Source organism: Marinifilum sp. RC60d5, from assembly GCF_052400665.1.
In the GTDB taxonomy this organism is placed as follows: Bacteria; Bacteroidota; Bacteroidia; order Bacteroidales; family Marinifilaceae; genus JBQTGK01.
Window position 1 is genome coordinate 295681 of record NZ_JBQTGK010000003.1, and the last position, 19982, is coordinate 315662.

Below are 19982 nucleotides of genomic sequence, written 5' to 3' on the forward strand. Positions count from 1 at the left end.
TGTTTATCAATTATTGTGCCATTGTGTTTAAATATCGCTAAGTAGTTTTTCAAGCGAATATTCGTCCGATACTAATACCTGGCGAGCTTTACTGCCTTCAAAAGGACCTACAATTCCTGCAGCTTCTAATTGATCAACAATTCTTCCTGCCCGGTTATAGCCTATTGAAAATCGGCGCTGAATTCCTGATGTTGATCCTTGTTGTGACCCCACAACTAATCTGGCTGCATCTTCGAATAGTACATCTCTTTTTTGCAGATCTACCTCGGCCGATGTTTCGGATGATTCCCCCACATATTCGGGTAATAGTAAGGCCGACGGATAGGATTGTTGCTGTTCAATATATTCTGTAATTGCTTCTACTTCGGGAGTATCAACAAAAGCACATTGTACACGAACTACATCGCTATTGGTAGAAATTAACATATCTCCACGACCAATTAACTGGTTTGCTCCCGGACTATCTAAAATTGTTCGCGAGTCGATCATCGATGCAACTTTAAAAGCAATACGAGCAGGAAAGTTAGCTTTAATAACACCTGTAATAATGTTTGTAGATGGTCGCTGTGTTGCTATAATCATGTGAATACCAATGGCTCGGGCTAATTGGGCAATTCTGGCAATAGGAGCTTCAACTTCTTTACCTGCAGTCATAATTAAATCAGCAAACTCATCTATAATTACAACAATATATGGTAAAAACCGATGTCCGTTTTCCGGATTTAATTTTCGTTTAATAAATTTTCCATTGTATTCCTTAATATTTCTTGCATGAGCTTTCTTGAGAAGATCATATCGACTATCCATTTCTACACAAAGAGAATTAAGTGTGGCAATTACTTTATGTATGTCGGTAATAATAGGTTCTTCTTCGTTTGGTAGTTTTGCTAAAAAGTGTTTTTCTATTGTTGAATAAATACTTAATTCCACCTTTTTTGGATCGATTAACACAAACTTAAGTTGCGAAGGATGTTTTTTGTAGAGTAGGGAAGTAATAATTGCATTTAAACCAACTGACTTACCTTGCCCGGTAGCACCCGCAACAAGGAGGTGAGGCATTTTTGCCAAATCTAAAGTATAGGTTTCATTAGAAATTGTTCGTCCCATTGCGACAGGAAGAGCAAATTTCGATTCTTGAAATTTTTTCGAAGCAATTATGCTTTTCATCGATACAATTTCGGGTGTTCGATTAGGAACCTCAATACCTATTGTTCCTTTTCCTGGAATTGGAGCAATAATACGAATGCCTAAAGCAGATAAGCTTAAGGCAATATCATCTTCGAGGTTTTTAATTTTGGATATTCTAACTCCTGGAGCAGGAACAATTTCGTAAAGAGTTACTGTTGGACCAATAGTTGCTTTAATTTGAACAATTTCAATTTTATAATGGCGAAGTGTTTCTACAATTTTATTTTTATTGCTTTGTAGTTCTTCTTTACTAACTGCAGAATTATTTGAATCGTGTTCTTCCAATAGCTCTATAGTTGGAAAATTATATCTCGACAAATCTAAAGTAGGATCAAAATCTTCTAATGGTGTTTGATTAATCGATACAGTTTCTTCTTGCTTGCGAACTGTTTCAATTTTAAGTTCCACATCTTCTTTTTGTTCAGTTTTAGTGGTTTTTTTATTTTTTAATTCGGGTATTTCTTCAGTTTCTGTTGTAAGAATAATTTCATTTTCGAATTCCGGAGTATCTTCTAGTTCTGTGTCTTTATTTTCTTGAGATTCAGATATGATTTCTTTTGCAGAGTTCTGAGGTTCTTCTATTTCATTTTCGGTAATTTTTGCTTTTTTCTCTGGTATCATTTTCTTAAAGAAGCTAACCGTGTTTTGAAATCCAAAGGTTAAAAGACAAAGTATGCTAAGAACAAGAACAAACAGTGTACCAACATTTCCTATTGTAGATATTAGCCATTTGCTGATATAATAACCATGCGAACCTCCTAGAAAAAGGTAAGAATCACTTGTAGAGTCGACAAATGTAAAGGCCATTCCTATTGATAACCAAATACTGAATAATAATGTAAATAGAATTGTTTTTCTAAGAGAATGAATTTTAATATTACAGGTTCGAAGCGATAGAATAAACATTAGGTATAGGAAGGAGAACGAAGCAATACCAAAGCCTTTATTTATAAAAAGATTTGAAATGTAGGCACCAGTTTTTCCAGTCCAGTTTTCAACCCTAATATCCGAATTTGTTATTAATTCAAGCCATTTAATATCTAATTTACTTTGATCTGCACCACCGGTAAAGAAAAAAGATACAAAAGCTAAGCTCAAGTATACAGTTAGTAGTGGGAAAAATATTCTTATTAGAAATATGAATTTTTCGTCCTTTAAAAAATCGGGTTTACTGAAGTTTTTTTTACTTTTTTTTGTGTTAGTTGTTTTCTTTTTAGCCATTCGAATTAATTTCAGTGTGTTGTGTAAGTCACCCTGCTGTGAAATTTATGTAAAAGTAATAAAAATGGCTTTTATATCCACAGAAATTTTATTGTGTTGAAGTAGAAATTTATTTTAGAAATCTTAATCAATTGAAATCCACTATATATTTTTGCAAAGTAGCTAAATCAGATTTTTTGTAGTCATCAGGTATAATAAATTCTTTATCTTCAACAGGTTTTAAGCTTACCTTTGTGGCTGTGAATTTTGCATTTACTTGATTCATTGTTGATTCAAATTCTAGTAACACACCATTAAGTTTGTGTAAGGGTGTATTTCTGTTTGGTTTAGCAAGACCTATTTCGTTTGTGTAACAAATAGTAATTGAAGGACAATTTTTATCTTCGAAAGATAATTTTGCCAATTTACATTCATATCCCGCTATTATTTTTACAGAGTCGAGTACTTCTATTTTGTTGGGGGGTAGTTGGTTGTAGATAAAAGCAATTTCGTCTTTAGGGAATTCATAGTTAAATTTATTGTTTAGTACCTTTAGCAAAATATTGCTATTTTCTGTTTCGTAAATTGATATGAATTTTGTGCTAAAAAGGCCAAGATACCCTTCTGATACAAGACTAATATTATTGTTTTTAAATCTTAATTCTATTTTATTAGGAAGTAAAGTTATGATAGGATTATCTTTTTCGGAATCGAAATAACTAACATCATAAGTGATTACTCCTTCGTCAGTGTTATTATTGACCAAATTGTTTTTACAGCCATATAATAATACGATAAAAAGAAGAATAAAAAAGCCAGGCTTCATATAAAATGGTTTAATAATGTTAGTAATTGTTAATGCTAAAGTCTAACTATTAGTAAAGAGAAATATTCTCCTTAAAAATATAAAAATAGATATCAATACATGCTTTATTTTCATGATCTTTTTAGAATATTAAAAATATTTTACGAAGCAATAAATTTTTTGTTTAAAAAAGAATAATAAAAATGAATTTTAATCAGAATATTGATTTTTTATTAGAAATAAACATAATTGCATTGTTTAGTTGAGTATTGCAAACGAGTGAATAATATTCTCTTGGACAGTTTGAATTTCATTGTTTTATAAAATTTAGTAGTAAACAGTAAAAAATCAAAGTCTGTAATGTACTGAAAAACAAGGGGTGAAAAATAATTTAAAAAATATGAAAAGAGTTTTTTTTGAAATAATTTTTTTTAGTTTTGCAGAATTAACATGACAAACATAAAGCAAAAAATAATGAATAAGTTAGCAGTTGTAGCCTTAGGAGGTAATGCTTTACTTCGAGGTAATCAGAAAGGTACTGTAGAAGAGCAAGATAAGAATACTACAGATACCTTAAAAAATCTTATTTTCTTAATTAACGAAGGATATGATATTATTATTGCTCATGGTAATGGTCCTCAGGTTGGTAATATCCTTATGAGAAACGATGCCGGTGAACAGTTATATAACATTCCTCAAATGCCTTTGGATATCGATGTTGCAGATTCTCAGGGAGGAATTGGATATATGATCGAGAGAAATTTGCGTAATGTATTAAAAGCAAATGGAATCGAAAAGGATGTTGTAACATTGGTAACGCAAGTTGTAGTAGATGAGAATGATCCTGCCTTTAAAAATCCAGTAAAACGTGTCGGTAAAATTTATACTAAAGAAGAGGCCGATAAGCTAACTGCAGACAAATCGTGGATTTTTAAGGAAGAAGTAAAAGCGAATGGAGGATGGAGAAGAGTGGTTCCTTCACCAAAGCCAATTCAGGTAATGAACGAAAAAGTAATTGAAAATTTGGCTCGTCAGGGTAATATTGTTATTACTGTTGGTGGTGGTGGTGTTCCTGTTTCGATTAATAAGGATGGAAATATTTGTCCTGTTGAGGCTGTAATCGACAAAGATTTGGCTTCTGCTTTAATCGGTGCAAGAGTTAAAGCTGATGAATTTTATATATTAACTGATGTTCCTTTTGTATATCAGGATTTTAAAGGTCCAAACGAAAAGAAATTAGAGTTTCTAAATCATACTGATACTATGCAATTAATGGCAGATGGAACTTTTGCAGAGGGCAGTATGGCTCCAAAAATTCGCGCTTGCCTGAGCTTTATTGAAAATGGAGGTGGTAAATCTGTAATTACAGAGGCTACAAAATTGGAAGATAAATCTTTCGGAACAAAAATAACAATGGAATACGAGGATTAATAAAGTTTATTAATTCTATATGGAATATTATTATAAATAACGGATAACAATTACTTTTGTGTTTGTAATCAATAAAAATGAATAAATAATGGCTTTCAATCTTAGAAACAGAAACTTTTTAAAGTTATTGGATTTTACTCCAAAAGAAATTCAGTACATGTTAGATCTTGCTAGAGATCTAAAAAGAGCGAAATATGCAGGAACTGAGGTTCAGACAATGAAAGGGAAGAATATTGCTTTAATTTTTGAGAAATCTTCTACTCGTACACGCTGTGCTTTCGAAACTGCGGCTTACGATCAGGGAGCTCATGTAACTTATTTAGGTCCTTCTGGTTCGCAAATTGGTATTAAGGAGTCCATGGCTGATACAGCTCGAGTGTTGGGTCGTATGTACGATGGTATAGAGTATCGTGGCTTTGGACAAACCGTTGTTGAAGAATTAGCGAAGCATGCGGGAGTACCAGTTTGGAACGGATTAACTGATGAATATCATCCGACTCAAATTTTGGCAGACTTTTTAACCATGATGGAGCATACAGATAAGCCTTTAAATCAGGTTTCTTTTGCTTATTTAGGCGATGCTAGAAATAATATGGCAAATTCACTAATGGTAGGTGCTGCAAAAATGGGAATGGATGTTAGAATTGTTGGTCCTACAAACCTTCAGCCAGAAGAAGAGTTGGTGACTCAATGTCTTGAGATCGCCAAAGAAACTGGTGCTAAAGTAACAGTTACCGATAATGCCGAGGCGGGTGTTAAGGGGTGCGATTTTCTTTATACCGATGTTTGGGTATCAATGGGAGAGCCAGATGAGGTTTGGAAAGAAAGAATTGATATCTTGAAACCATATCAGGTAAATAAAGAAACTATGGCTATGACTGATAATGCAGCTTGTAAGTTTATGCATTGTCTGCCTGCTTATCACAACAGAGAAACTAAAGTTGGTGAAGATGTTTATCAGAAATTTGGTATGAACGGTGTTGAGGTTACCGAAGATGTATTCGAATCTTCAGCATCTATCGTATTTGATGAAGCTGAAAATCGTTTACATACAATTAAAGCAGTTATGGTTGCAACATTAGGAGCCTAACTTGGATTTAATTTATAGAAATAAGAAAAAAGGACAACTATGAGTTGTCCTTTTTTTTGTCTTATGTTTTATATGAATAGTTGTATTCTTCTATTAATAATAAATACAGGTTTGTGTTAATTTTTAATATATGTAAACTTATTTTTATTGTGAGGAACAGTTTTTATTCCTCTTTTATTAAGCTCGTATTTTAAACTGCATCCGCCAGTACATCCATTGCATTTCGAGTTTCCCTTACTCTGAAATAATTTAATGAAATGATAAATTACATAAGCAAATGCAGAGAATACTATTAAGTAAGTTGTAATTAATTGAATGCCCATATTTTTAAATTATTAAACTACCTATTTGAAAAATAAGAAATGATACCAGCCAAGCTAATCCTGTAGTATAGAAGACTACAAAGCTTGCCCATTTCCAGTTGGCTTCTTTTGTAATAGTGCTAACAACAGCAACACAAGGAAAATATATTAATATAAAAATTAGAAAAGATAAAGCCGATAAGGAGGTAAATACTTTTTCTCCTGTTCTATGCTTACCCGTAAATTTTTGCTCTTTTAATTTATTCCTCAATCCTTCGCTTGATTCATCAACACCTTCGCCTTCCTGATAGAGAACGCCCATTGTACTAACAACGACCTCTTTTGCTGCAATTCCGGTTAAAATACTAACGGTCATTTTCCAATCGAAGCCTAGAGGGTGGAGTGCAGGAGCAAAAAAATGTCCAATTTGGCCAATGTATGATTTTTCTTGTTGTTCTTCCATCATTAAATGCTTTAAACTCTCAATTTTCTCATTTTTAAGTTCATTTAAAGAATTTAAGCTGGCATTCTCATTAAAATTAACGGTGTTTTGATTGTATTCTAATGTGAGTTCATTTATTTTTTTTGTGTAATCTTGTGAGTATTCAATATCTCTTGGAAAATATCCCAATGCCCAAATAATTATTGATGCAATAAGTATTACACCTCCCATTTTTGTTAGATATTGGAACCCTTTGTTCCACATGTGTCTAATGGTGGTTCTTAAGGTAGGAAGTCTATAAGGTGGTAATTCCATAACAAAAGGAGCTTCTTTTGATTTAAAGAAACTTGCTTTAAATATCTTGGCAAAAATAATTGCTAAGAAAATTCCTAACATATAAATGCCAAAAAGAACCAGACTTGCATTGCTAGGGAAAAAAGTTCCGATAATTAGGATATAAACCGGTAAGCGTGCACTGCACGACATAAACGGAGTAATTAGCATCGTAAGAATGCGGTCGTTTCTATTTTCTAAAGTGCGTGTAGCCATTAGAGCTGGAACATTACACCCAAATCCCATAATAAGAGGGATAAACGATTTGCCGTGTAAGCCAATTTTGTGCATTAGTTTATCCATTATAAAGGCTGCTCGTGCCATGTATCCGGTATCTTCCATGAAGGATATAAAGAAGAAAAGGATTAAAATATTTGGAAGAAATACGATAACACCACCAACGCCACCAATAATACCATCTACCAATAGATCTTTTAATGGGCCAGGAGTCATCCAGTTTTCTATTAAGTTACCCAATGCAGAAACTCCCATGTCAATCCAATTCATTGGATATTGACCAAGATTGAATGTAGCATAAAATGTTAAAAACATAAACAGGAAGAAGATAGGGAATCCAAATAGTTTGTGGGTAAGAAAAGTATCTATAATCGTGGTTTTTCTTCTCCTTTTTACCGGACTCTCTTTATATGTTTCCTTAAGTGCACCATCAATAAAACCATATTTTGCATCGGTAATTACTGTTTCGCAAACTTCACCAAATTCGTTTTCAATTTTAGATATTTGATGTTTAACTTCATCCTTAATTTCAAAGTGTTTTTCACTTTCTTTAATTACAAAACGAGCACTTTCATCACCTTCCAATAGTTTTATTGAAATAAATCGGGGCGAAGCCTTTGCGCACATTTTTCGGTCTTCTTTTATTTTATCCTGAATTTTAGAAATTGCTTTTTCTACCTGAACTCCGTAATTAATGTGAATATGACGAACAATAGGATCCTTGTCTTCGTAAACTTTAATAATTTTATTAAAAAGTTCTTTAATTCCTTTTCCTTTCGAGCTAACTGTTGGAATAATTGGAATTCCCAACATGTTAGATAAGGCTTTATAGTTAAAACGAGCTCCTTTTTTTTCTAGTTCGTCGTACATGTTTAAGGCAATAACGACCTTAATATCCATGTCGATTAATTGAGTAGTTAAGTATAGATTTCTTTCTAAATTAGATGCATCAATAACATTAACCACAACATCGGGTTTTTCTGCCAAAATATATTTTCGTACAAATAATTCTTCGGGAGAGTATGCTGTTAAAGAGTAAGTTCCAGGTAGGTCTGTTATGTCAAAGCGATAACCATTTTGAACTACTTTGGCTTGTTTGGAATCTACAGTAACCCCGCTGTAATTTCCAACATGTTCTTTAGATCCGGATGCAAAATTAAATAATGTTGTTTTTCCGGCATTAGGATTACCTACTAGAGCAATATTAATTTTTTTGCCTTTTTCTTTTGCAGATGTTTTAAGTATTTCGTCGTTAAAGGTTCCTTCAAAATCTAGTGCTTTTATATTTTTGGCCTCTTTCAGGGTGATAACTTCAATTAAAGCAGCTTCGCTTCTTCGCAGCGATACTTCATATCCCATTATTTCATATTCGACAGGATCTTTTAAGGGAGCATTTTTAATAACGGTTACTTTTTTTCCTTTTACGAATCCCATTTCTGTGATTCGTTTTCGAAAAGCACCGTGCCCCAGTACTTTAATAATTATTCCTTCTTGATTATCTGTTAATTCAGAAAGTTTCATTTGTTGTCTATTTCCGTTTCGCTAAACAAATGTTTAGCTGAAAATCATCCATTAACAATTCATTTTTACCGATACATTTTGCTTCTGGATTACCTGTTAAAATAATAGTCAAACGTATATGAATTCTCAATGATACACAATCCCCATATTTAGGTATTTTGTACTTTTAAGAAATGAATTGTGTAGATTGTTGTTTCTTATCTTTAGACTTAATAAAAATATGTCCGTCTGCAAAAATAGTAGTTTTTACTGATTTTATGCACGAAAATAATAGAAACAAAAAAAGCTGCTAAAATAGCAGCTTTTTTTAGGAAATGAGATTTTGTTTTATTCTGATAAATCTTCAAATTCTAAGTTTGAAAAGGCCTCGGTTTCAAGTCCTTCAATTAGTTCAGATTTTTCAAGATGATTTGTTTTTGAAGAAAAATCAGTTTCTTCTGATTCTATCATTTCATGATTCGATGATCTGATAAAATCTAAAGCTTCCAATAAGCCATCAGAAAACTTATCGAAATCTTCTTTGTATAAAAAAACTTTGTGTTTTTCAAAAGAAAAGCTACCGTCTTTTTCATAGCGTTTCTTGCTTTCAGTAATTGTTAAATAGTAATCGTTTTTCCTTGTTGCTTTTACATCAAAGAAGTACGTTCTTTTCCCAGCCCTTACCGCATTAGAAAATATTTCTTCGCGGTTGTTTTTTCCAAATCCTTCCTTTTTATCGTAACCTTCCATTTCAAATAAATTTTTATTTATTCTGTTTTCTAGCTTTCAAAAATAAAAAAATATATGTACTAATTGTTATGAATTGTAGATTTATTGAGCAGGAATTGGTTATTTAAAATCAGTATGCAAACCTTTTCATTCGGATGTGTTTGAATATGATTGTTTTGTTATATGTAAAACAAAACAAGCATTACTCGAGAATTATTTGTTTAAAAACGGCCGAATGCTTGCCAGCAAATAAAAAAAAGCTAAATTTGCACCCACAATAATAAATTTGTAAAGTTCTTTAAGGATATGATTAGTAGAAGATTACTTCGAGTGAAAGTGCTGCAATTGCTGTATGCTTATTATAAAAATCAGGATCGCACAATTGCAAAGGCTGAAAAAGAATTGTTTTTTAGTGTAGGAAAAGCATACGATTTGTATCATTACCTGCTTCTGCTGATTGTAGAGTTGGCATTTGTTGCCGAAAGGAAGATAGAGACTGCTAGAGAGAAAATTATTCCTACCCAGGAGGATTTAAATCCAAACACAAAGTTTATTGACAATGTAATAATTAAGCAATTGGCTAACAATGTGCAGCTTAAAGCTTATGCTAGTTCAAATACAATTACCTGGGATGATCAGGAAGATTTTATTAGGGTATTGTTTGATAAGTTGATTAATTCTGAGTTGTATATTAATTATATGAATTCTGATACGATTTCTTATCAGGAAGATAAAAAATTTGTAGAGAAATTTTTTATAAACTTGCTAGCTACCGATGATGACTTTTATTCTTTAATGGAAGAAAAAAGTATTTATTGGAATGATGAAATTGAGTTTATCATTAGCATGGTATTAAAAACGATAAAATCCTTTAAGGAAGGCGACGACCAGGATGTTTCAATTATGTCTTTATTTAAGGATAAAGAAGATGAAACCTATGTGAGAGACTTGTTTCGTAAGGCTATAGTTAATCACTCCGAACATGTTGAGTTGATACAAAAGAATACTAAAAATTGGGAGTTGGAAAGAATTGCTTTTATGGATATTCTGATAATGGAATTGGCACTTACCGAAATCAAGGAGTTTCCAAGTGTTCCTGTAAAAGTTAGTTTTAACGAATATCTTGAGATTGCTAAGTTTTATAGTACTTCTAATAGTAGTAATTTTATCAATGGAATATTGGATAAATTGGTAAGAGAGCTCAAGGATAACGGAAGTGTGAAAAAAGTTGGTAGAGGATTAGTAGGAGAAAAATAGATATACTCATATAATATTTACAAAGGGTGCGTAAAGTTAAACTTTTACGTACCCTTTGTTTTTAGAGATAAACTGTGGCGTGTATAACAAATTTTAGTATTTTCGAGCTTTATTAAATATTAAATGAAAAGACAAGAAAAACGAAATAATATTGTATCTATAGCAGCATACCTAATTTTATTTTTATTTGCGATATTTTCTTTGCAATGTTCAGGCGATTTAAAAAGTAAAAAAGGAAATAGTAAGTTGGGGCATTTTTTAATTGCAGATAGTTCTGTATATCCTAAATTTGAGTTTACTAAAGAAATACATAAATTTGGAGAGATTTCGGAAGGAGAAATTGGAGTTTGTGAGTTTTACTTTAAAAATATTGGAGGCCGCGATTTAATTATTTCGAATATTGAAAGTAGCTGCGGATGTACCAATGTAGATTGGGAGAAAAACCCCATAAAATCGGGAGCGGAATCGAAAATAACAATCGAATTTGATTCGGAAGGTAGAAGTGGTAGGCAGTATAAAGTAATTACATTGTATGCAAATACATTAAAAAGAGAAAAAAAGCTTTACATTACTGCTCAGATAAAATGAACTAAAGATTTTGTAATTATATAATAAATCGGTCGATAAGACCATTAAATTTTGAATTGAAATGAATAATTTGTTAAACATCTTATTGATGGCTCAGCCAGCAGAAGGACAAAGTCCTTATGGATCTTTTATTATGCTTGGTGCAATTATCGTGGTATTTTATTTCTTTATGATTCGTCCTCAGATGAAAAAACAAAAAGAAATGAAAAAATTTCGTGAGGAATTAAAAAAAGGAGACAAAATTGTTACTACAGGAGGTATTTACGGAAAAGTTCTTGAAATTCAGGAGCGCGTAATTATTATGGAAGTAGAAGGACAAAACCGTTTGAAAATTGATAAAGCAGCGGTTGTAAAAGATATGGGTGATGTAGCTCAAAAATAAAAAACTTAACTGTGTCCTTTGGGGCACAGTTTCTTTTAAATACTTTAATTTTGGATAATTTTGATTTTCAGAAACTAAAAGAATTTTTCGATAAAGAGAAAATTAAATCGAACAAGAAATTGTTAGCATACTTATTCTTTGTTGCATTATCTACAATTTTTTGGTTTTTAAATGCTCTTAGTAAAGAATATACTACAAGTATTAATTATCCTGTAAATTATATTAACCTACCTAAAGAGAAGGTTTTAGTTGATGAGCTTCCTGCTCAACTCGATTTGCGTGTGCAAGCTTATGGTTTTGATTTGTTGAGATATAAATTAAGCACGGCTTTTTTATCAAACCCTTTTGATGTTAATAAGTATACTAAATCTAGAATTAATCATTCTCTTAATGCATACCCTTTAGTTACATCTGGAATAACAAAACGTTTGGAAAGAGAGCTGTCGTCGGGAATTCAACTGCTTAGCATTAGTCCCGATACCATACATTTTCATTTTTCGCCAATTGTAAAGAAAAAAATTCCTGTAAAATTAAATTCTTCTATCGATTATGCTCAGCAATTTATGCAAAAAGAATCGATTTTTATAGAACCCGATAGTGTATTGGTTAAAGGAGCCGGAGCAATTTTAGATTCTGTTTTTGTTGCCGAAACAGAGAATATGGTGCTTACCAATTTGAAAAAAACAACCCAACAAAATATTGATATTTTGATAACAGATGGGCTTGAAGTTTTACCTGCAAAAGTAAAGGTTACGGTTCCGGTAGTGCGATTTACCGAAGCTCAGAAAATAGTACCTATTAAAGTTGATAATTTACCCGACTCGATGATTTTACGATTGTTTCCGGGAGATGTAAAGATGTCGTACTTTGTAGGGATGAATAAATATGAAACCATAACCGAGGATTATTTTGATTTAAGAGTTAACTACGAAACCGCTGCAAAAGGAGAGGTTAACAAATTAAAAATAGAGTTAAAAAGAAGTCCCGATTTTATTTCGAATGTGAGATTCTATCCGCAAAGTGTTTCTTTTCTTATCGAGAAACGTAAGTCTATTCAATAATTTATTATCATGCTTAAAGTTGGATTAACAGGAGGGATTGGGACAGGCAAGTCTATTGTTGCTAAGTTTTTTAAAATGCTGGGGATTCCTGTGTATGTTTCCGATTTAGAGGCCAGGCAATTAATGAATTCTAATTCTATTATCAGAGAACAGTTACTTGCAAAATTTGGAGCCGAAGTTTATACTAAAGATTCTACATTAAATAGAAAGTACCTGGCCAATATTATTTTTCATAAACCTGAAGCTCTGCAGGAAGTAAATGCCATTGTGCATCCTGTGGTGCGTAGTAATTTTGTAGATTGGTGTAAGCAAAAGGCAGAGTTTCCTTATGTAATTCAAGAGTCGGCAATATTATTTGACACAGGATTGTATAAAAATTTTGATAAAATTATATGCATTACTGCCGATGAGAATATTAGAATTTCTCGGGTCATGAAACGTGATAATGTAAGTGCCGATTTGGTGACTGCTAGAATGAAGAATCAGATTCCTGAAAAAGATAAAATTCAGAAATCCGACTTTGTTATCTATAACAATTCAGAATTTCTAATTCCTCAAATAATTAAGATCGATAAATACTTGCGAAAGTAAGATTCTATATGGCTTTAAAAGCTGTTAAACTTTGTTAACTTTCTACGATTTATCTGAAGTTTTTTAAAATTAAATTATCTTTATCCTTCTTTTAAAGATTAAAAAAATCAAAAAAATAATTAAAATATAGTACCAGAATATGGGTAAATACGGAAAATGGATTGCTGGTGGTTTAGGATGGGCTTTTTTAGGTCCAATAGGTGGGGTTTTAGGATATTTAGTAGGTTCTGCTTTTGATACAGTAGAGATTGAGACTGGAAGAAAAGCAGGAAATACCCGTCAGGGTGATTTTGTAATGAGTTTATTGGTGCTTGTTGCAGCAGTTATGAAAGCCGATGGAAAAGTTCTTCGTTCTGAATTGGATTATGTGAAAACTTATTTGGTTCGAAGTTTTGGGCCTGGTAGAGCTGCAGATGCAACAACAATGTTGAAAGATATTTTAAAGCAGAATATTCAGGTAGATGATGTTTGTAGACAAATACAAGCCAATTTAGATTATTCATCGCGTTTGCAATTAATGCATTTCTTATTTGGAATTGCGCAGGCCGATGGTTCTATTTCTACAGCAGAACAAAATCTTATTGATAAAATATCATATTATCTGGGTATTCAATCAGCAGATTTCTCTTCTATAAAATCGATGTTTGTTCAAGATACCGATGTCAGCTACAAGATATTGGGTCTAAGCAAAGATGTAAGTAATGATGAAGTGAAAAAAGCCTATAAAAAAATGGCTGTTAAATATCATCCAGATAAGGTGAGTTATTTGGGCGAAGATGTTCAAAATGCAGCCAAAGAAAAGTTTCAAAAAGTTAGCGAGGCTTTCGAACAAATTAAAAAAGAGAGAGGATTTGCATAATAAACCTTTTATTTTGACTATTTTTTACCAAATAGTTTTATAAAATCCAATGGAATTATAAATTTGTGCTTCCAAATTAAAAATTGAAAATATGTTGAAAGGAATATTAGCTATATCAGGACATGCAGGTCTTTTTAAAATGGTGTCTAATGCTAAAAATGCATTAATCGTAGAATCATTGGTTGATAAAAAACGCATGCCAGCTTACGCTACTTCAAAAATAAGTGCTTTAGAAGATATTGCAATTTTTACCGACGAAGGTGATGTGCAGTTAGCTGAGGTTTTTAAGAGTATTAAAGAAAAAGAAAACGGTGGAAAAGCAATTAGTCACAAAGCTTCTGGGAATGAACTTAAAGCTTATATGGCCAAAGTTCTTCCGAATTATGACGAAGATCGTGTTTATGTTTCTGATATGAAGAAAGTTTTCCAATGGTATAATTTATTACAGGAAAATAATTTATTGGAAAATCTTGATAAAGAGGAAGAACAAGTTGAAAACACTGAAAAATAGATTTTAAATCTACAAAATATTTAGCCGCCTGATCAGGCGGTTTTTTTATGCTTAATTTTATTGCAACAATTAAATTATCACGACTAAAATTAAGCATAAAAAAAGAGGCTTTCGCCTCTTCTATTTCTCGCCGTCAAAAATGATGTTATACGATTCCCAAAAGTTTTTATCGTAAGGCATATTTTCATAATAAGACCTCTTATCTATTGCTTCCGGAGCTGTTGTGTTAATTTTTGTAATCAACATTTCGGTATTAATATCCAATGCTTTTATAGTGCCACTGGCCTTTTCTTTTAGTTCGTGATGACGCTTATAGGTTACATAACTTAGATAGTATCTGCCGGAGTGTTGTTTATAGGTGACACTAAAATCGTATTCAATTTTTAATGGCTTCCATTTTTGGCGATCTTCGTTTACGTAAAAACTTCTTCCCTGAGGGGAGTAATTGCTGGCTACTACATGTGTTTCATTTTTAATAACAGCATAGTCTTTTATTTTAATATAGATTTTGCCAGAATAACTTTTAGCATAGTAATCTCCAGTGTTACTTAGTATTGGGCGTTTACTTTTATAGCTAATTACCCAAATAGAATCGTTTTCATATTCAGTAATCTGATCTAGTTTTAAATCGTAAAAACTAATGTGATTTCCATTTAGAACATTACCACGGCTGCGAACAATATCCATTTCTAGTAATTCATCTAAGTAGGTAGAACCGTCGGCTAGGGATGCTGGTTCGAAGTTTTTACGAACCTGAAGAAATTTATAACCACGTTCTTTAAATACTTGATACGCATCTGCTCTTTGGTAACCTTTATTGTCATAAATTCTTACGGCAGCTTCTCTTAATCGACTTAGTTTATTGTTTTCTAATTTCTCCGAACGATAATATACATCGTAGTTAAACGGTGTTTGTAAATAGTTTTGAGGAATGCGTTCGTTTGCTGTTTTTATTCTTTTTTGTAGAACCAGCGATTCTGCCATTATTTCTACTTCACCAATATTATAGTTTTTAGGAGTTAATTCAATGTATAAGGTGTCGGTATTTATACATTCGCTAATTTTAGCTGTAAAGGTAGAATAGCCCACAGCCGAGGCCTGTATTGATTTGTCGCTGTATTTTTCAGGAATTTTAAATTCGAAAATTCCATCCAAATTCGAAGCAGCACCAATATAAGAACCTACTACACCCACATTGGCAAAAGCAATAGGTTCCTGATTTTGTATATTAGTAAGTTTACCAATAATTCGAATAATACTTGCTTTTTCTTCCTTATTCTCTGATTCCTGAGCAAATCCCACAATCGTGAAAAGTAGCAGAGTCAGACTTAGTAGAGATATTTTTCGCATAATATGTAGTTTATTTTTGATTCGTTGTTTTCAAACTATCAATTTGTTTGCCAAACTATAATTTTATAAAAATGATAATTATATTTACATTAATCTATACAAAGATATGTTAATATCATTCCAAGAAAAGTGAATAGAGTGGCTTTTGCTTTAAAAAATGTTAAATTTTAAGCCGATTTATTTATTTTTTGTTGAATAAGAAATATCTTCGCTTGTATTTCAGTTCTAATTGTGAACTGGAACTTATACATTGATTAAAAAAAATATTCTATGAGAAATAAATTGTTCGTTTTATCTATGGCATCTTTAATGCTTACCTCATGTGTTGTATCGAAAAAGAAGTATGAAGAGTTAGAATATGCTAAGCGCAGAAGTGATGCCAAAGTTGCTGCTCTCGATAAAGAAAATTCGAAAAAGAAGAAACAACTTGGTGAATTAAATTCAAAGCTGGATCTTACATTGGCTGAATTTAATGAAATGAAAAATAGCATGGCTGAAAGTAATGCCATGAAAAATACTGAAATCGATGAGCTAAGTACAGAATTAATGGGATTATCTTCGGATACGACTGCGTTAAAAACACGATTAGACGAAACTCTTGAAAAATACAATAATGTTATTAATCAGAATACCAGTAACGAAGCTTTAATTGCTGATATGACAGCACAAATTCAAGATCTAAAATCAGAATCGGCGAAACTTACACAAGACCTAAAATCAGCAGGTGTTGAAGCGGAGTGGGATAAGAAAAAAATGGAAACTGAGAAAAAGAAAATAGCTGCCATTGTTTCACAAAAGGATGTTGAAATTGGTAAGCTTAAAAAGCTAATTGAAGAAAAAGATGGCAAGCTTAGTTGGTTGCGTAAGGTAAAATCTAAAAACGAAGAGGAAATCGAAAGATTAACCAACCAGTTGAATTTATATAAAAAAGAATACGAGAAGGCTATTGGAGGAAAGTAAATCTGAATAAACATAATATAAGAACCACAAATTTTACGATTTGTGGTTTTGTAATTTAATGCAGTCAATCGATGAAAGAGAAATGGGATGAAAGATATTGTGAATCGAAAAATATTTATGGAATTAAGCCTAATGAATTTTTTAAAAAGGAATTGCTTAAGCTTACACCGGGTAGAATATTATTGCCGGGTGAAGGCGAAGGTAGAAATGCAGTATTTGCAGCTAAACAATCTTGGCAGGTTGATGCCTTTGATTATAGCCAGCAAGCAGTAGATAATGCCAAATTATTTTTGGATTTACATAAACAAAAAGCAAATTATTTTCAGGCCGATATCTTAAATCTTCCAGTTTCGACTGAGACTTTTGATGCTGTAGGCGTATTTTATCTGCATTTGACTAAGAAAGATAGATTGAAGTCACATCGTTTTATATCTGATTCAGTTCGTGAAAATGGTTATCTTATTATGGAGGTGTTTTCTAAAAAACAATTGGGAAGAAATTCTGGAGGACCACAGAATGAGAATATGCTTTATGATATATCTGAGATTGAAAGAGATTTTACTGATTTTCAGCCTATTTGCCTGCATGAAATAGAAATAGATTTGGATGAAGGAGAATTACATCAGGGAAAAGCCATGGTAATTCGTTTTGTTGGCCATAAAAAGTAGTGCTTTGTAATTTTTTAAGTGCATTGTGCTTTATAAAAGAATATCGTAGTTGTTTTAATGATGATGTTAGTAAATAATAAAACTTACATCTGTATATTTTGATTTATTAGATCTGAATTTTTAGCTTTGTATTCATGAAAGTTTTATTGATATCACTGGTAATAATTGCTGTAATAGCATTTCTGGTAACATGGATTGGTCAGTATCTGAGATCAAAAAAAGGGGTAAGTGAAGATATAGAAGAATCATCAGAGCCACTGGAGGAATGTTGTGGTGCTCATGAAATCTGCGAAACCGATTTATTAAATAAATTGTCGGAGGAGATTATTTATTACGAAGATGAAGATTTAGATGCCTATAAAAACTTCGAAGAAAATGATTATAATGATGACCAGATTGATGAGTTTCGAGAGGTGTTGTACAGTTTAAAAGAGAAAGAAATTGAAGGCTGGATAAAAAGTCTGGATCTACGAAAAATTGAAATGCCTTCGGTTATTAAATCCGAACTGGTATTTATGCTGGTAAAACACTAATGATGTAAAGTAAATATAACATAAACCGTTTCTTATTTTGAAACGGTTTTTTTTGTTTTTAGCTAATTCAAAATCAGCTTTTTATAAAATGTAATTTTAATTGCATCATTCTATAAATAAATAGGCAATACTTCCTATTTAAATTACTACCTTTGCGGCTCATAAATTTTATAGAATGAATTCATTTGAAAATCTTGGCCTGTCGAAGGCCATACTAGAAGCTATTTCCGAATTAGGCTTCGAAACCCCAACTCCTATTCAAGAAAAAGCTATCCCGATTCTTCTAGACGGAAGATCCGATTTTGTGGGTTTGGCTCAGACAGGAACAGGAAAAACGGCGGCTTACGGTTTACCATTGCTCGAGCTTATCGATCCAAAGGTAAAAACACCGCAAGCTTTGATTCTATCCCCTACAAGGGAATTGGGAATCCAAATTGCAGACGATCTTAAGACATTCTCGAAGAATATCTTAAACTTGAATGTTGTTAATGTTTACGGGGGTGCGAGTATTGACGAGCAAATTCGAAAATTAAAAAGAGGAGCACACGTAATTGTTGCTACTCCAGGGCGTCTTCTTGATCTTATTAGACGGAGGGCTGTTAATTTATCTGCAGTAGAATATTTAATTCTTGATGAAGCGGATGAAATGTTGAACATGGGATTTAAGGAGGATATTGATGATATCCTGGCCTCTACATCCGAAGAAAAAGTGACTTGGTTGTTTTCTGCAACTATGCCACCAGAAGTTCGACGAATCTCTAAAAATTACATGACTGATCCTACCGAAGTAACAGTAGGAAAGGCTAATACTACCAATAAAAATATTGAGCATCAATATTATTTATTGAATAATCGAGATCGTTACAATGTGTTGAAACGGGTTGTCGATTTTTATCCTGATATTTTTGGTATTATTTTTTGTAGAACCCGTAAGGAAACACAGGAAGTTGCCGAATTATTAATGAAGGATGGATACAATGCCGATGCTTTACATGGAGACTTAACTCAGGTTCAGCGCGACAGAGTAATGCGTAATTTTAAAAATCGTTCATTACAATTATTGGTTGCTACCGATGTAGCTGCTCGTGGTATCGATGTTGACGATTTATCACACGTAATTCATTATATGTTGCCAGATGAGTTAGAATTCTATACTCATCGAAGTGGTCGTACTGCCCGAGCTGGTAAAAAAGGTATCTCTATTGCTTTGGTTACTCCAAGAGAGGAACGTAAAGTAAAAGATCTTTCGAGAAGATTAAAGACCGATTTCGAGCAAGTTAAAATTCCTCAGGGAAAAGATGTTTGCGAAAGACAATTGATGAAATTCATGCACCGTGTGAATGAAGTTGAAGTTGAAGAAGAAGAAATTGCTCCATTTATCGAAGGAATTAACGAGAAATTGGAAAGTTTAAGTCGAGAAGATCTTATTAAGAGATTTGTATCGTTGGAATTTAGTCGATTTTGGGATTATTATAAAAATGCTGATGATTTAAATCTTAGATCAACAACACAGAGAAGAGCCAAAAGAGATGATGGAAGTGGTGAAGACCGTATGTTCATTAATGTTGGTAAAAAAGATGGTATCGATGTACCTCGTCTTTTAAATTTAATTCACAAACAATGTGGTGTTAGAGGAAAGAACATTGGTAGAGTAGATTTGAAAGGTGTTTTTTCATTCTTTGATGTTGAAAAAGGATTTACCGATGAAATTATAAAAGGATTTGCAGGTGCTGTTATTGGGGGCCGAAAAATTCGAATTGAAGTTTCGGGCGACCGACCAACAGAAAGTAGTCACCGAAAGGGACGTTCCAGAAGTGGCGATCGAGACAGAGGTGATCGTAGAGATAGAGGCGGATACCGAAGAGATTCCTCTAAAGATCGCAGAGGAAAAAGCGATGGGAAAAGATTTTATGACAGAAAAAGAAAGGAAGCGTAAGCTTCCTTTTTTTTACTTGTTAAATTGAT

Annotated in this window: 19 protein-coding genes; 13 read left to right on the plus strand and 6 right to left on the minus strand. The window is 32.5% G+C overall.

Features of this window, described 5'->3' with window-relative positions:
* Positions 1–27: 27 nt before the first annotated feature.
* Complete coding sequence (locus ACT3CE_RS08770; RefSeq protein WP_444709392.1) at positions 28–2409, minus strand: DNA translocase FtsK 4TM domain-containing protein; 2382 nt, start codon at positions 2407–2409, stop codon at positions 28–30.
* A gap of 127 nt (positions 2410–2536) precedes the next feature.
* A complete protein-coding gene (locus ACT3CE_RS08775; protein WP_444709393.1) occupies positions 2537–3214 on the minus strand; it encodes a hypothetical protein in 678 nt (225 codons plus the stop codon).
* A 453-nt stretch (positions 3215–3667) separates the two neighbouring features.
* Between ACT3CE_RS08775 and ACT3CE_RS08780 the strand changes: the two genes are divergently transcribed.
* Both ACT3CE_RS08780 and ACT3CE_RS08785 read left to right on the plus strand, forming a co-directional pair.
* Positions 3668–4624 carry a carbamate kinase gene (locus ACT3CE_RS08780; protein ID WP_444709394.1) on the plus strand — a complete coding sequence of 319 codons (957 nt, stop codon included), beginning with the start codon at positions 3668–3670 and terminating at the stop codon, positions 4622–4624.
* A gap of 88 nt (positions 4625–4712) precedes the next feature.
* On the plus strand, positions 4713–5714 hold the full coding sequence (locus ACT3CE_RS08785) for an ornithine carbamoyltransferase (RefSeq protein WP_444709395.1): 1002 nt from the start codon (positions 4713–4715) through the stop codon (positions 5712–5714).
* A gap of 116 nt (positions 5715–5830) precedes the next feature.
* On the opposite strand, the gene ACT3CE_RS08790 is transcribed toward ACT3CE_RS08785, so the two are convergent.
* From ACT3CE_RS08790 to ACT3CE_RS08800, 3 genes are all read right to left on the minus strand, one after another.
* Complete coding sequence (locus ACT3CE_RS08790; protein ID WP_444709396.1) at positions 5831–6037, minus strand: hypothetical protein; 207 nt, start codon at positions 6035–6037, stop codon at positions 5831–5833.
* Between the two features lie 4 nt (positions 6038–6041).
* The gene (gene feoB / locus ACT3CE_RS08795) at positions 6042–8549 is read right to left on the minus strand and encodes a ferrous iron transport protein B (RefSeq protein WP_444709397.1); all 2508 of its coding nucleotides are present in this window, start codon (positions 8547–8549) and stop codon (positions 6042–6044) included.
* Between the two features lie 327 nt (positions 8550–8876).
* Positions 8877–9278: a DUF3276 family protein gene (locus ACT3CE_RS08800; RefSeq protein WP_444709398.1), complete on the minus strand. Its 402-nt coding sequence runs from the start codon at positions 9276–9278 to the stop codon at positions 8877–8879.
* A 285-nt stretch (positions 9279–9563) separates the two neighbouring features.
* Here ACT3CE_RS08800 and nusB point away from each other — a divergent pair, with 285 nt between their 5' ends.
* The 7 genes from nusB to ACT3CE_RS08835 all read left to right on the plus strand — a co-directional run bounded on the left by nusB (position 9564) and on the right by ACT3CE_RS08835 (position 14506).
* On the plus strand, positions 9564–10514 hold the full coding sequence (gene nusB, locus ACT3CE_RS08805) for a transcription antitermination factor NusB (protein ID WP_444709399.1): 951 nt from the start codon (positions 9564–9566) through the stop codon (positions 10512–10514).
* 123 nt (positions 10515–10637) lie between these two features.
* Positions 10638–11102, plus strand: coding sequence for a DUF1573 domain-containing protein (locus tag ACT3CE_RS08810; RefSeq protein WP_444709400.1), 465 nt, complete (start codon positions 10638–10640; stop codon positions 11100–11102).
* Positions 11103–11163: 61 nt separating this feature from the next.
* On the plus strand, positions 11164–11484 hold the full coding sequence (gene yajC, locus ACT3CE_RS08815; protein ID WP_444709401.1) for a preprotein translocase subunit YajC: 321 nt from the start codon (positions 11164–11166) through the stop codon (positions 11482–11484).
* A gap of 50 nt (positions 11485–11534) precedes the next feature.
* The gene (locus ACT3CE_RS08820) at positions 11535–12545 is read left to right on the plus strand and encodes a CdaR family protein (RefSeq protein WP_444709402.1); all 1011 of its coding nucleotides are present in this window, start codon (positions 11535–11537) and stop codon (positions 12543–12545) included.
* 9 nt (positions 12546–12554) lie between these two features.
* Positions 12555–13136, plus strand: coding sequence for a dephospho-CoA kinase (coaE, locus tag ACT3CE_RS08825; RefSeq protein WP_444709403.1), 582 nt, complete (start codon positions 12555–12557; stop codon positions 13134–13136).
* A 139-nt stretch (positions 13137–13275) separates the two neighbouring features.
* The gene (locus ACT3CE_RS08830; protein ID WP_444709404.1) at positions 13276–13995 is read left to right on the plus strand and encodes a TerB family tellurite resistance protein; all 720 of its coding nucleotides are present in this window, start codon (positions 13276–13278) and stop codon (positions 13993–13995) included.
* A 91-nt stretch (positions 13996–14086) separates the two neighbouring features.
* A complete protein-coding gene (locus ACT3CE_RS08835) occupies positions 14087–14506 on the plus strand; it encodes a DUF5606 family protein (RefSeq protein WP_444709405.1) in 420 nt (139 codons plus the stop codon).
* Positions 14507–14626: 120 nt separating this feature from the next.
* Here the strand turns inward: ACT3CE_RS08835 and ACT3CE_RS08840 are convergent, their stop codons facing one another.
* Positions 14627–15856, minus strand: a complete 1230-nt coding sequence (locus ACT3CE_RS08840) for a carboxypeptidase-like regulatory domain-containing protein (protein ID WP_444709406.1) — start codon at positions 15854–15856, stop codon at positions 14627–14629.
* A gap of 270 nt (positions 15857–16126) precedes the next feature.
* On the opposite strand from ACT3CE_RS08840, the gene ACT3CE_RS08845 reads away from it, so the two are divergent.
* The 4 genes from ACT3CE_RS08845 to ACT3CE_RS08860 all read left to right on the plus strand — a co-directional run bounded on the left by ACT3CE_RS08845 (position 16127) and on the right by ACT3CE_RS08860 (position 19953).
* Entirely contained in the window at positions 16127–16816 is a 690-nt protein-coding gene (locus tag ACT3CE_RS08845; RefSeq protein ID WP_444709407.1) for a hypothetical protein, read from the plus strand.
* A 71-nt stretch (positions 16817–16887) separates the two neighbouring features.
* Complete coding sequence (locus ACT3CE_RS08850) at positions 16888–17484, plus strand: class I SAM-dependent methyltransferase (protein ID WP_444709408.1); 597 nt, start codon at positions 16888–16890, stop codon at positions 17482–17484.
* Between the two features lie 134 nt (positions 17485–17618).
* Entirely contained in the window at positions 17619–18017 is a 399-nt protein-coding gene (locus tag ACT3CE_RS08855; RefSeq protein WP_444709409.1) for a hypothetical protein, read from the plus strand.
* Positions 18018–18192: 175 nt separating this feature from the next.
* On the plus strand, positions 18193–19953 hold the full coding sequence (locus ACT3CE_RS08860; protein ID WP_444709410.1) for a DEAD/DEAH box helicase: 1761 nt from the start codon (positions 18193–18195) through the stop codon (positions 19951–19953).
* Positions 19954–19982: the final 29 nt, after the last annotated feature.